The 12,904-nt window shown below is 72.7% G+C and carries 6 protein-coding genes; 2 read left to right on the forward strand and 4 right to left on the reverse strand.

The window, feature by feature from the left end; translation table 11 throughout:
* Positions 1 to 62: 62 nt before the first annotated feature.
* The 3 genes from ACWGR4_RS07975 to ACWGR4_RS07985 form a co-directional block, all read right to left on the reverse strand.
* Complete coding sequence (locus ACWGR4_RS07975) at positions 63 to 1,463, reverse strand: M1 family metallopeptidase (protein ID WP_379997794.1); 1,401 nt, start codon at positions 1,461 to 1,463, stop codon at positions 63 to 65.
* A gap of 332 nt (positions 1,464 to 1,795) precedes the next feature.
* On the reverse strand, positions 1,796 to 5,230 hold the full coding sequence (locus ACWGR4_RS07980) for a non-ribosomal peptide synthetase (RefSeq protein WP_452130529.1): 3,435 nt from the start codon (positions 5,228 to 5,230) through the stop codon (positions 1,796 to 1,798).
* Positions 5,231 to 5,920: 690 nt separating this feature from the next.
* Positions 5,921 to 8,455, reverse strand: coding sequence for a BTAD domain-containing putative transcriptional regulator (locus ACWGR4_RS07985; protein WP_452130530.1), 2,535 nt, complete (start codon positions 8,453 to 8,455; stop codon positions 5,921 to 5,923).
* Positions 8,456 to 9,005: 550 nt separating this feature from the next.
* Between ACWGR4_RS07985 and ACWGR4_RS07990 the strand changes: the two genes are divergently transcribed.
* Together ACWGR4_RS07990 and ACWGR4_RS07995 are read left to right on the forward strand one after the other, a co-directional pair.
* Complete coding sequence (locus tag ACWGR4_RS07990) at positions 9,006 to 10,133, forward strand: saccharopine dehydrogenase family protein (protein WP_452130531.1); 1,128 nt, start codon at positions 9,006 to 9,008, stop codon at positions 10,131 to 10,133.
* 175 nt (positions 10,134 to 10,308) lie between these two features.
* Positions 10,309 to 11,430: a glycerophosphodiester phosphodiesterase gene (locus tag ACWGR4_RS07995; RefSeq protein ID WP_452130532.1), complete on the forward strand. Its 1,122-nt coding sequence runs from the start codon at positions 10,309 to 10,311 to the stop codon at positions 11,428 to 11,430.
* 94 nt (positions 11,431 to 11,524) lie between these two features.
* Here the strand turns inward: ACWGR4_RS07995 and ACWGR4_RS08000 are convergent, their stop codons facing one another.
* Complete coding sequence (locus ACWGR4_RS08000; protein WP_379997804.1) at positions 11,525 to 12,823, reverse strand: NAD(P)/FAD-dependent oxidoreductase; 1,299 nt, start codon at positions 12,821 to 12,823, stop codon at positions 11,525 to 11,527.
* Between the last annotated feature and the right edge of the window lie 81 nt (positions 12,824 to 12,904).

A 12,904-nucleotide genomic window follows, 5' to 3' on the forward strand; every position in this document is an offset into this window, starting at 1 on the left:
GGGTCGGATGTCGCATCCGACCCGGGGCTCTCGGGGCATGTTCGGTCGTGCCGTCGATCGTGTTACGGGGTGGCCGGCTTGCCTCGGCCGTACAGCCATGTCGCGAACATGGCGTCCAGGTTCTTGCCGGAGATGTGCTTGCTCAGTGCGATGAACGCGGCCGAGTCGGCGTGGCCGTACCGGTGTTCGCTCGCCCAGGCCCGGAGGATGGTGAAGAAGTCCCGGTCGCCCACGGTCTGGCGCAGCTTCTCCAACACCATCGCACCACGCGCGTAGGGCGGCTTGCCGAAGATGTGGCCGCCGTCGCCCGGGTCGCCGGCCGGGAAGGACCACAGCGCGTCGGTCTCCGGCAGCGCGTAGTCGGTGGCGAACTTCTGCGCCGTGCTCGGGCCGCCGTGCTCGGCGTCCCACAGCCATTCGGCGTAGGTGGCGAAACCCTCGTTCAGCCAGATGTCCTGCCACTTCGTCAGCGTCACCGAGTCACCGAACCACTGGTGCGCCGTCTCGTGCACCAGGGTGTCCAGCCGCGGCGCCCGGTCGTAGATCGGCCGGGTCTGGGTCTCCAGGGCGTAGCCGACGTCGGGCGCGTCCTGGACGATCGAGCCCGCGGCGTCGAACGGGTATCGGCCGAAAAGCCTGCTTTCGAACTCGATCACGGCGGGCAGTTGGTCGAGTACCGGCTTGGCCGCCGCGGCCTGGCTCGGGGCGACCGCGTTGTATACGGGCAGCCCGCTCCGGGTGGTGTACTGCTCGGTCTGGAACCGGCCGATGCTCGCCGTCGCCAGGTAGGCGGCCATCGGCTGCGACTCGCGCCACGCGAACGTGGTCTTGCCGTCGCGGCTGCGCCGGTCGCGCAACCGGCCGTTGGACACCGCGGTCCAGCCGTCGGGGACGGTGACCTCCACGTCGTAGGTGGACTTGTCGCTCGGATGGCTGTTGCTGGGGAACCAGGTCATCGCGCCCTGGGGTTCACTGGCCACGAAAACCGAGTCGTCGGGTTGGATGATCCAGCCGTCGGGGGAGCCGTCCGGGTCGTACACATGCGCCGGTACACCCGAGTAGGTGACGACCACGTGGAACCTGCGGCCCTTGTCCAGCGCCCGGGACGGGGTGACCGTGAGTTCGTTGCCCGCGCGGCTGAAGGCGGCCCGTCGGCCGTCGATCCGCACACTGTCCACGGTCAGTCCGGACAGGTCGAGGTTGAACGAACTGAGCTTTTGGGTGGCGGTGACCGTGAGGTCGGCGGTGGCCACGAGGTTTTTGGTGGTGGGTGTGTAGTCCAGGTCGAGGCCGTAGTGGACGACGTGGATTCCACCGTTCCCGGAGTCGGGGAAGTACGGGTCGCCCGCCCCGGGAGCACCGGGCGTGGCAGCGCCCCCCTGCGTTCCGGCACCCACCAGGAGGGCGGCGAGCACGGGAGTCGCGACGAGGGCGAGGAGGGGACGGGCGATCTTCGGTGCCAAGGTGATGGCCTCCTGTGTCGTGGCTGGGTGCCGCCTCGGCTGTACAACACCGCGGCGGCGGGTCCGACATGGCGCACGATCGACTCACCGCGACGCGCGTGGAACGGTATAAACCGCCCGGCGCGCCGCGGCGGCCATCACTCTACGGTCGAACCCCCGGGCGATAAACAGGTTGCGCGTGGTCATCCGGATGACGCAGGGGCATCACCGGGTCGGCGCACCGACCGGGGATCGCCCGAGGTCACCGCAGGCGCACCACCGACCACCCGGCGTGTGCAGCGGTGCACGGACGCAGACACGCAGAGGTACCCATACACCTGGCCACAAGCGGCCTACCACTTCCCGTCATTGGTCACCAGGACCTGCGCGGCGGTGTGGTTCGCCCGTCGCGACACCTCCGCCGTCGGACACGCTGCCGCCTCCAGCGCGGCGCGGTCGACCTTGCCCTCGGCATCGATCGGGATCCGGTCCAGCGGAACGAGCGTCGGCAGCATGTACTCCGGCAACTCCAGCCGCAGCCGCTCGCCCAGCGCCGCCACGTCCAGCGCCGGCACACCCAGGGCCGCGCCGCCGCTGCCCGCGCCGATCACGGCCGGGACCGGAGCCGGGGTGACACACGCGACGATCTCGGTGCCGTTGTCCGTGGGCCGGCCGAACACCACCGTGTCGGCCACCGTCGGCTGGCGCCGTACCACCGCCTCCACCTCGCCCAGTTCCACCCGCACGCCCTTGGCCTTGACCTGGTGGTCCCGGCGCCCGAGGAACTGGAATGATCCGCAAGGCAGTTGCCGCACCCGGTCGCCGGTGCGGTACAGCCGGCGCCCGCCGCGCGGGTCGAACGGGTCCGGTACGAACGCAGCGGCCGTGGCCGCGGGGGCGTTCAGGTAGCCGTGCGCCAACCCCTCGCCGCCCACGTACAGTTCGCCCTCCTCACCGGCCGCGACCGGGAGCCCGCTCGGGTCGAGCGCGTACGCCGTGCCGTCGCCGAACGGCCTGCCGATGGGCACCACTCCGGCCCGGAGGTTGTCGGGCGTGATGTCGTGGGTGGTACTGAACGTGGTGTTCTCGGTGGGCCCGTACCCGTTCACCACCCTGGCCGGCGACCGGCCGCCCGCGAACAACTTCTCCAGGCGGCGCGGATCGTGCGGCTCGCCCCCGGCGAGCAACACCCGCAGCCGGCCGAGCGCGTCGGGCGCGACGTCGATCACCTGGTTGAGCAGCGTGGTGGTGAGCCACAACACGGTGATCCGCTGCTCGGCGAGGAAGGCCCGCAGTCGGGTCGGCGAGAGCACCACGTCGGCGTCCTCGATCACCAGCGTGGCGCCGCCGGAGAGCGCGCCCCAGATCTCGAACGTCGACGCGTCGAACGCCGGGTTGCACAGCTGCGCGACCCGGTCCTCGACGCCGATCCGCAGATACTCGGCGTGCGGGACCAGGCGGCTGATCGCCCGGTGCGGCACCATCACCGCCTTGGGCGTACCGGTGGACCCGGACGTGGACATCACGTAGGCGATGTCGTCCCCGTGCACGCGCGGCGGCGGCGCCGAGGGCGCCGTCCGGGCCCCGGATCGGCGCCGCTCGGCGAGCAGTTCCAGGCACAACACCGGTACCAGGTCGACCACGAGCGCCGCGGTGGTCTCGTCGGCGACCAGGGCCGCCTGGGCGGTGGCCCGGACGATGCCGCGGGTGCGGGCGGTCGGCTGCCGTACGTCCACCGGCAGGTAGGCGCATCCCGCGTGCAGCACACCCAGGCACGCGATGACCAGGTCGGCGCCGCGACCGATCGGGACGGCGACGACCGCGCCACGACGCAGCCCGGCGGCCCGCAGTCCGGCGGCCACCTCGGCGGCCTGCTCGTCCAACTCGCGGTAGGTCAGCTCGCGTTCGCGGTGCCGGAGGGCGATCGCGTCCGGGCGTTCCCGCGCGTGTCGGCGCACGAGTTCGTGCACCGGCACATACTCCGCGTCCTCGACGATCGGGCTCGCCATGCGTCGGGCCTCGACGAACCCGGCAGCCAGGCCGAAGGTTTCTCCACGCGGGGCCTTGCCGACCTCGACGTCGGGCCCGAGCCCGATCGCGTCCACGGCCCGCGGCGGCACCGCCTCGATTCGGGCGGCCCGCTCCCCCATCGTGCGCCGCCGCGCGGTGCGCCTCGGCAACACCCCGGCCGGTAGCGGCAGTTCCACGTCCGGATCGACGAAGGCCGCCTCGATCGCGGTCATCATCCGGGCATGCAGGTCGGCCGCCGCCTGCTCGCTGAACAGGCCGATCCGGTACTCCAGTTCGGCGATCGTACGGTCGCCCCGCCGGGTCAGCGCCCACAACAGTTCGTACTTCGTGGCGCCGGTCGGCATCGACGTGCGGCCGGCCCACGAGCGGCCCAGTCGCAGTCCCCGCTCCGAGGTGTCGAGGTAGGTGAGCCCGACCTGGGCGAGCGGGGCGCGCGACTGCTCGCCGTGCGCCGGCGGCAGCGCCGCGACGATGCGCCGGAAGGGTACGTGCCGCCGGGCCAGCGCCTCGGTGACCACCCGGCGGACCCGTCGGGCCAGGGCGCGGGCGGTCAGACCCGGGGTCAGGGTCAGCCGCAGCGGCAGGGTGTCCACGAACGTGCCGACCTCGTCCCGCTGTTCGGGTCGGCGGGTGGATACCGGTACGGCCACCACGAGGTCGCGCTCGCCGGTCACCGCGGCGAGGCCGACGAGGTAGCCGGCCACCCAGGTCATGAACGGGCTCAGCCGCTCGCCGGCGGCCACCGCGTGCAGCGCGGCGCTCGTCGCGGCCGGGACCACCATGCGGTGCACGCCGCCCGCGACGTCGAGTGTCCCGGGCCGGGGCAGGTCGTGCGGCAGCGCGATGGCGCGCGGGCACCCGGCCAGGGTCGCCCGCCAGGAGGCGAGCGCGGCGGCCGGGTCGGCGACGAGCGGGGCCGGGGGCGGTCCGAGCGGGTTGGGCCGGGCGACCGGGTCCGGCGCTCCCGCGTACCGGCGCTGCAACTCGCCTTCGAGCAGCGCCAGCGAGGCGGTGTCGCAGACGAGGTGGTGTGCGGTGAGCAGGAGTTCGGCGCCGACCTCGCCCCGGTCCACCACCAGGGCGCGCAGCAGCGGTGGGTGGGCGAGGTCGAACGGGGTCCGGATCTCGTCGTCCAGCAGGGTGCGTACCACCGTGTCGGGCACGCCCTGGGCATCCACCCACCGCACCGGCACCGACACCCCGGACACCTCGAAGGCCCGTCCCGGCGCGGCGAATCCGCGCTGCAGCGCGGCATACCGTCCGGCCACCTCGTCCAGCGCGGCGATCAGCCGGGGCACGTTCGGCGAGCGGGCGAACCGGTAGTGGGCGTCGATGTGGTGGACCGGCGTTCCCGGGTGCCGCTGCTCGGCCACCCACAGGTGCTCCTCGGCCGGGGTGAGTTCGCGGAACTCGTCCTGCCCCGGGGCCACATGTCCGTCGCCGAGCGCCGCGAGAAGCCGGCCGAACTCCGGGTGGTCGTAGAGGATGTCGAGCGCCAGGTCCTCGGAGCCGGTCAACTCCCGCAGCGCGATCGCGGTCTCCACGGCCGCAACCGAATCGCCGCCCTCGGCGAAGAAGTCCGCGTCGTCCCGAACCGGAACCCCGGCCTCCGCGCCCGCGTCGGCACCACACCCGAGCCCGTCTCGCCAGACCCCGGCCACCGCCGCCCGCCAACCGGCCGCGACACCACCGTCACGACCGCCGGACCCGCCCGCGGCGGACCCGATCCGCCCGTCGGCCGCACCCGCCCCGTTCATCGTCCACGACCCCTCTCGTTCCCCCGCAACGCCTTCGAAATTTCTCGCCCTTGCCCGGAGTCGCGGTCCATCGTGACGCCCTTCCCATCGGTGCGATACCTCGGCGGAAGCCCCGTGGCGATGTGTTCGTCGGCAAACGTTCGCACCGTAAGGACGCGAATACGAGGGCGTCAAGGATAGGAAACGGAGAATGCACCGATAGGAAAAGGAAAGGCGGCCCGCATATCGTGCGTGTCGAGGGGGGAGCGCCCGCTCGCACCGTGACGCCGATATACGCGCGTGGCAACCGGATCGGCGAGGCGGGTAGGGCGAGCCCGGTCCGGGGAGACGTTCCCGGACGGACCGGGTCCGAGGCGGCATCCTCGGATCCACGACACGTGCGCAAGTGGGAGCGTGTCCGGGGCCAAAACCGGCTCCGGACCCGAATGCACGTGTCGAACCGGGAGCGTTCCGGGGTCACCGCGCGTCCCGAGGGGAGGGCGGGACGTGGCGAGGGTGGGGGCCGGAAGCGCACCGGCAAGGGTGGACGGCCGGACCCGTGTCGTCGTCCGGACCGGAGTACGGCGGGCTCGGCCAGGGCTCGCGCGTACGACCGGACGACGGACGGGCCCGGCCGCCCACTCGGACACAAGGCGCGTGCCGAAAACGATCCGCCTGCTCCGTACACGCCGCCCGCTCCGACCGAGCCGCCTACTCCGCACGCACCGTCGCAGCACCGGGACCGCCCGACGGACAACCCTCCGCGCGCAGCGCACGCGCCTGCGGGATCATCGCCCGAACCCACGCGCCGGCATCGCCCACCGGCCCGGTCCCGGACCCGAACGCACCCGAATCCAGGCCCGGTTCGACCAGATCCCCGACCGGCGGCGACGGCACGGACCCGGCCCGCGGCCGCGCCACGTTCGCCGCGAGCGCGCGGGCGGCCACCGCGAGCACGCCCGCCTGCCGCTCCTCGCCGCGCCCGTACCCGGGATCGGCCGGGTCGAGCAACGTGCGGAACTTCCCGGCCCCGGCATCTGCCTCCGCCAGGCGCAGGTGGGCCCGTAGCGCGCGCGTCGACGCGTCGGGCGCCGAGGCGGCCTCGACGAACTCGTCGCCGAACCCCACCACCGCGTGCCCGGCGTCCGGGTGGGTCCGGGTCTCGGACAGGGTGACCGTGCTCATCGCGAGTCCGCGCGCGTGCTCCAGGAACCCGGCGGCGGCGGCCTGTCGGATGGCCGCCAGGATCCACGGGCGCTCCTGCGCGTACCAGGCGAGCGGATCGGCCAGCAGCCGCTCGACCAGTTCGGCGGAGAACACCCGCTGCCGCCCGCCCACGTGCGGCCCGCTCGACGCTGCCCCGCGCTGTCGCCGCCTGGCCTCGCCGAGCAGGAACAGCAGTACGCCCAGGGTACGTTCCAGCGCGGCGCGACGAACGCCGGCCGGTTCGTCGGCGGCCAGCCGCTCCCGGGCGAAGGTGTACACCAGCTCGGGGAAGCGGTAGCGGGCCACGCCGGTACCGGCGTTCACCTCGACGTCGAGGAGGTAGCACTCGGCCAGTTCCTCCAGTGGGTCCTGCGCCCGCAGCGGGTCGGTGCCCAGCAGCGGCGCGCCGACCCACGAGGCGAATCCGGGGGCTTGGAGCAGGGCGAGCAGCCGAAAGAGCCGCCGGGCCTCGGGAGTCAGGCCCTCGTAGGTGGGCGCGATGCTCCCCCGCACGCTCACCTCGCCGTAGCACAGCTCGTCCAGTCGCCGGGAGCCGTTGCCGAGCCGGGCGACCAGGTCCGACACGCTCCAGTGCGGCCGGGCCGCCAGCCGGGTGGCCACGATCCGCAGCGCCAGCGGCAGGTGTTCGCACGCGGCGCACAGCGCGACCGCCGCGTCCGGCTCGGCGGCGATCCGGTGCCGGCCCGCGATCCGGGCGAGCAGTTCGACCGAGCCGTCCGGGTCGAAGGCGGGCACCTCCAGCCGATCGGCAGCGGGCAGGCCGGTGAAGCGGCGCCGGGAGGTGACCAGAACCCGGCACTCCGGGGTGCCGGGCAACAACGGCAGGACCTGGCTCTCCGCGGTCGCGTCGTCCAGGACCACCAGCACCCGGCGGCCGGCGAGCAGGTCGCGATAGGTCTCGGCGCGCTCCTCCAGACCGTCCGGGATGGCCGATCCGCTCAGGCCCAACGCGCGCAGGAAGCGGCCGAGCACGTCGCGGGGGTCCACCGGGCCGTCCGCCGAGGTCAGGTGCGCGAAGAGTTGGCCGTCGGGGAAGTCCGGGGCCAGCCGGTGTGCGGCGTGCACGGCCAGGGTGGTCTTGCCCACGCCGCAGCGTCCGGTGACCACGGTGATCGGTACCGCCGTGCCGGGCCCTGCGGTGTCGCGCGGCCGGGTCAACTCCCGGGCGAGGTCCACGCGTCCGGTGAAGTCCGCGAAGTCGGCGGGCAGCAGGCGCGGTACCCGGGTCGGCGCGATCACGACCGGTTCGATCATCGCCGGCGCCGTGGGTCGCACCAGATCCGGGTCGCCGCTCAGGATGGCCCGGTGCAGCCGGCGCAGGTCCTCGCCCGGCTCGATGCCCAGTTCCTCGATCAGGATCTCCCGGGCCTTGCGGTATTCCTCCAGCGCCTCGGCCTGCCGGCCGGCCCGGTACAGCGCGGTCATCAGCAGCACCCGCAGCCGCTCGCGCAGCGGATGCGCGGCGACCAGCGCGAGCAGTTCGCCGGCGGGCCCGTGCGACGCACCGGTGGCCAACTCCAGTTCCAGGCACTCCTCGTGCACCACCAGGCGGCGTTCGTCCAGGTGCGCGACACCGTGCCGGACCAGTCGGCTGTCGATCCCGGCCAGCGCCGGTCCGTGCCACAGGTCGAGCGCGGCCCGGAACTCGCGGATGGCGCGCTCCGGTTGCCGCTCGGCCGCGGCGCGGCGGCCGGCGGCCACGCCGGACTCGAAGGCGTGCAGGTCGAGTTGGCCGTCGGCGACGCGTAGTCGATAGCCGGGCGATCGGGTGGTGATCAGTCCGGGTAACGCGGCGGCCGGGAGCTGCCGGCGCAGCGAGGAGATGCAGATCTGGATCTGTCCTCGGCTGGTGGTCGGCGGCGCCTTGTCCCAGACGCCGTCCACGAGCCGGTCGGTGGGCACGATGTGGTTGGCCTCCAGGAGGAGCAGGGCCAGCACGGTGCGCTGGCGGGTGCCCTTGATGTCCACCGGTGCGCCGCCGTGGACCGATTCGAGCGGGCCGAGAATCCGGAATTCCATGGAACCCTCCAGTCAAGCGCGGTGGTGTCGCGACGGTCTCGGGGTGTCTCGCGGAGAGTCGAGCCGTCGGTCGGACGGATGTGTCTCCACGCGCGTAGCCCCCCGCGCGCGCTCCTCCCGCGGCCGCTCGGGTCGGCCCGGGTGTGACGACCCACCCGCCGGGCGCCCGTGGTGGGCGGACGACGCGACGGGCGGGTCGCGGGTACCTGGTGACGACATTGACACAACGGAAATTCGTCGGTCAATGACTCCGTGGCACGATTCGCTCGCCGTCCGCAATCACGGAACCGCCCATATCGCGCGATAATCGGCACAGTCGGTCGGCCCGTATATCAGCGCCGGTAAATCCCGGGCCGGCCGGCGAAGCCTCGGGGCGCCCCGCGCACCCCACCCGGGCCCCACCCTCGACCATCGCGCTCGCCGTGTCCGGAATTGCACGGACCATGTCGTTCCCGACACTGGCTGCGCCCCCGGCGGGCGCAGAGGATGTGTACATGTGCTTCTCCCGACCGGGTGTTCCGGTCGGATCCCGATTCCGGAAAGCGAAATCATGAACGCCATCGCCACGAATACGCCGAACGTCGACGCCGCTCTCCGGAAAAGTGCGGTCGTGGTTTATGGGGCCTATGGACACACCGCGCGTTTCGTGGTCGCCGAATTGCACCGCCGGGGTCGGACGGTGATTTTCTCCGGTCGGAACGAGGAAAAGCTCCGGGAACTCGGCGAGCGCTATCCGGACGCGTCGATCCGGGTCGCCGACGTCGCCGATCCGGCCGCGCTGGACCGGGCGTTCGCCGGCGCCGCCGCCGTGATCAACTGTGCGGGACCGTTCTCAAAGACCACCCTCCCGGTGGCCGACGCGGCGATCCGCGCGGGCGCGCACTATCTCGACGTGGCCGCCGAACAGGCCGCCACGGCCGCGCTGTTCGACACCCGGGGCGAGCAGGCCAGGGCCGCCGGGCTGGTGTTGGCGCCGTCGTTCGCCTTCTACGGCGCGCTGGGCGACCTGTTGGCCACGGTCGCGATGGGCGAGCGGTCGGCGGCGGACGAGATCACCATCGCCTTCGGCCTGGACAGCTGGCTGCCCACCGAGGGCAGCCGACTCACCGGCCGAACCAACGCGGGACGGCATCTCGTGTTCACCGGCGGCCGGCTGCAGCCCTTCTCGTACTCGGAGGAGCAGTCCGAGTGGCGCTTCCCCGCGCCGATGGGCGCCCTGGCGGTCACCGAGTTCGCCACCGCCGATCAGGTCACCATCCCCCGTCACCTGCGCACCCCCGAGGTGCGCGCGGTGATGAACCTGGCCCCGCTGCGGGACGTCGACGACGCGAGCACGCCCAACCCCTCCCCGTCCCCCGCCGATGCCCTCGGCCGCTCCGCGCAGACCTTCCTCGTCGAGGTGGTCGTGCGCACCGGCGACCGGGAACACCGCGCGGTGGCCGGCGGCAACGACATCTACGCGGTCACCGCGCCCCTCGTGGTCGAGGCCGCCGAACGGCTCCTGACCGGACGGCACACCACGACCGGCGTCCTGGCCGCGGGCGAGGCCTTCGACGCGGCCGACTTCCTGCGCGCGCTCACCCCGGACCACCTGAGCCGCCTCGAACTCCCGGGCGAGGACGCCGAACGGCACGCCGAGGGCGCCGAACGTCCCACCACGATCGCCGCCGCCCGCTGACCCGGGCCCGGCCGGGCCCGGGCACCGTCGCATCGGGCCCGGGCCGCCGGACGTTCTCCGGAGGTTCATCCACGGGCCGGCTTCGTCCTCACCACGCGTCGTCTGTCGGCGATTGACTCGGCGTGTTTGCACGATTCGTGCTCCCGCGCGTGCCCGCGTCGGGACGACAGAGGAGATGGCGTTGCGACGTATCCTTCCCGCGCTCGGTGTGGCCGGCGTGCTGCTCGCGACCGTGATCGCGGTTCCCGCCGCCGCGGCCCAGGACGACACGTCCCGCGATGCGTCGCGGCCGTCGGCCCACCCGATCGTGATCGGGCACCGGGGGGCCAGCGGCTACCGTCCCGAGCACACCCTGGAGAGCTACCGCCTCGCGATCCGGATGGGCGCCGACTACATCGAGCCGGACCTGGTGTCCACCAAGGACGGCGTGCTGGTCGCCCGGCACGAGAACGAGATCTCCGGCACGACCGACGTGGCCGCGCACCCGGAGTTCGCCGCGCGCAAGACCACCAAGACCATCGACGGCGCGCCCGTCACCGGGTGGTTCACCGAGGACCTGACGCTGGCCGAGCTCAAGACGCTGCGCGCGAAGGAGCGGCTGCCGCAGGTCCGGCCCACGAACACCACGTTCGACGGGAAGTTCGAGGTGCCGACCTTCCAGGAGGTGCTGGACCTGGCCCGCACCGAGGGCCGCCGGCTCGACCGCACGATCGGCGTGTACCCGGAGACCAAGCACCCGAGCTACTTCCAGTCGATAGGTCTGGCGCTGGAGGAGCCGTTGGTGCGGGTCCTCAAGCAGAACCGGCTCACCGGGCGCAAAGACAAGGTGTTCATCCAGTCCTTCGAGACCGCCAACCTGCGCAAGCTCGACCGGATGACCGACAACAAGCTGATCCAACTGCTGGACGCGAGCGGTCGCCCGTACGACCTGGTGGTGGCGAACGACCCGCGTACGTACCAGGATCTGGCCAAGCCGGAGAACCTGAAGTGGATCCACTCCTACGCCGACGGCATCGGGGTCAACAAGAACCTGATCGTGCCCCGCGACGCGGCGGGCAAGCTGCTCGCGCCGACCTCGGTGATCCGCGACGCGCACCGCAACCAACTGCTCGTGCACGCCTGGACGTTCCGCGCGGAGAACCAGTTCCTGCCGCTGGACTTCCGGCTCGGCGCCGACCCGAACGCACGCGGTGACATCACGTCCGAGTACGAACTCTTCTACGGCCTCGGCCTGGACGGCGTCTTCGCCGACCACCCGGACACGGCCGTCGCGGCCCGCACCGGCCTCGGCCGCTGATCTCGGGCATCCGATCGGCCCCGTACCGCCCGCGTCACGGCGGTACGGGGCCTGCGCCGTGTCCGGCGACCCGTCGGTCCCGCCGGCCCGGGGATCAGCCGAAGACCGTCCCGGAGTTGGCCGTGTTGACGCTGCGCCGGCGGGAGAACGCACCCAGGTCGATGCGCTTGCCGGTGTGTGGGCCGACGAAGCACACCGGATCCGCGTCGTGGTCCGCCCCGTTGTCCACCGCCTCGATCAGGGCGGCCATCATCCGCCCCACCAGCGGGGCGTTCTTGAACTGGTTTCCGCTGGTACCCATGGCCACGTAGTAGCCATCCAGTTCGGTTCGGTCGTAGATCGGCGTCCAGTCGTCGGCGACGTCGTACACCCCGACCACCCCGCGCGCCCGGTTCGGCACGGTCAGCCCGCTCAGCCGCCGGGCCGCCCGGGTCACCTGGGCCTCGAACACGGCCTGCGTCGGGTTGGGGTTCGCCTCGTCCGGGTCGTCCAGCCACTGGAGCGGGTCGCACTCGGGCTCGACCCCGCCGACCAGCATCCCGCCGCCGACCTCGCCGCGCAGGTACACGCCCAGGTCCAGGTCGGCCACGGCGACCCCGGCCGCGCCCTGCGGGTTGTAGCCGTCGGGTGCCCGGAGATATTCGACCTCCTGCCGCAGCGGTCGCACCCCGATGGTGAAGTCGGCGCCCACGCCCGCCAGTTCGTTGATCCGCCCGGACCAGGGCCCGGCCGCGTTGACCACCGTCGCACACGCGAGCCGGGACCCGTCGTCGAGCACCACCGTGCGCACCCGACCGGCCGTCGACTCGATCGTGGTCACCGTGCGTCGGAACCGGAACTCGGCGCCGTATCGCTGCGCCGCGGCGGCCAGGTTCTGCGCGGCCAGCTGCGGATCGCTCACGTATCCCGCGTCGGGGGTGAACACCGCCCCGAGCGTGCCGGTCGCCGGCGCCCAGAACGCCTCGTCGTCCAGCCGTCTGGGCGGCCAGTACCGCCCGGCGTCCAGACCCGGGATCCTGGCCGCCAGCGTCTGCGCGTCCCACTCCTCGTACGGCACCCCGACCGCGTCGAACAGTGGCAGGTAGGCCCCGCGCGGCGCGGCATCCGCATCGAGCAGGGCCAGCCCGCAACGCTCGAAGCGCACCGGGTCGGCGACCTCGCAGCCCAGGTGCTCGGGCCAGGCCCGCCAGCAGAACAGCGCCTCCCACGACGCGGCCACGCCGGCGTATGTGGGGAAGTTGAACCGCACGATCGCACTGGACGCGCCGGTCGAGCCCAGGCCCACCCCGCCGGCCTTGTCCACCACGGTCACCCGCCGCCCCGCGCGGGCGAGTTCGAGCGCGATCGAGGAACCCATCACCCCCGCGCCGATCACCACGACGTCCGTACTCATCCGGGCTTCCTCCCTGGGATGCGGTGCGACACGTCACAGTCTGACCGGCCGACCGCCTCGATACAGCCGACCGTCGCAATA

The organism is Embleya sp. NPDC055664 (assembly GCF_053618075.1).

Bases quoted from the DNA above. Each gene is read 5' to 3' on its own strand.
- ACWGR4_RS07980 (WP_452130529.1), bottom strand. From the start codon at position 5,230: ATGAACGGGGCGGGTGCGGCCGACGGGCGGATCGGGTCCGCCGCGGGC.
- ACWGR4_RS07985 (WP_452130530.1), bottom strand. From the start codon at position 8,455: ATGGAATTCCGGATTCTCGGCCCGCTCGAATCGGTCCACGGCGGCGCA.
- ACWGR4_RS07990 (WP_452130531.1), top strand. From the start codon at position 9,006: ATGAACGCCATCGCCACGAATACGCCGAACGTCGACGCCGCTCTCCGG.
- ACWGR4_RS07995 (WP_452130532.1), top strand. From the start codon at position 10,309: ATGGCGTTGCGACGTATCCTTCCCGCGCTCGGTGTGGCCGGCGTGCTG.
- ACWGR4_RS08000 (WP_379997804.1), bottom strand. From the start codon at position 12,823: ATGAGTACGGACGTCGTGGTGATCGGCGCGGGGGTGATGGGTTCCTCG.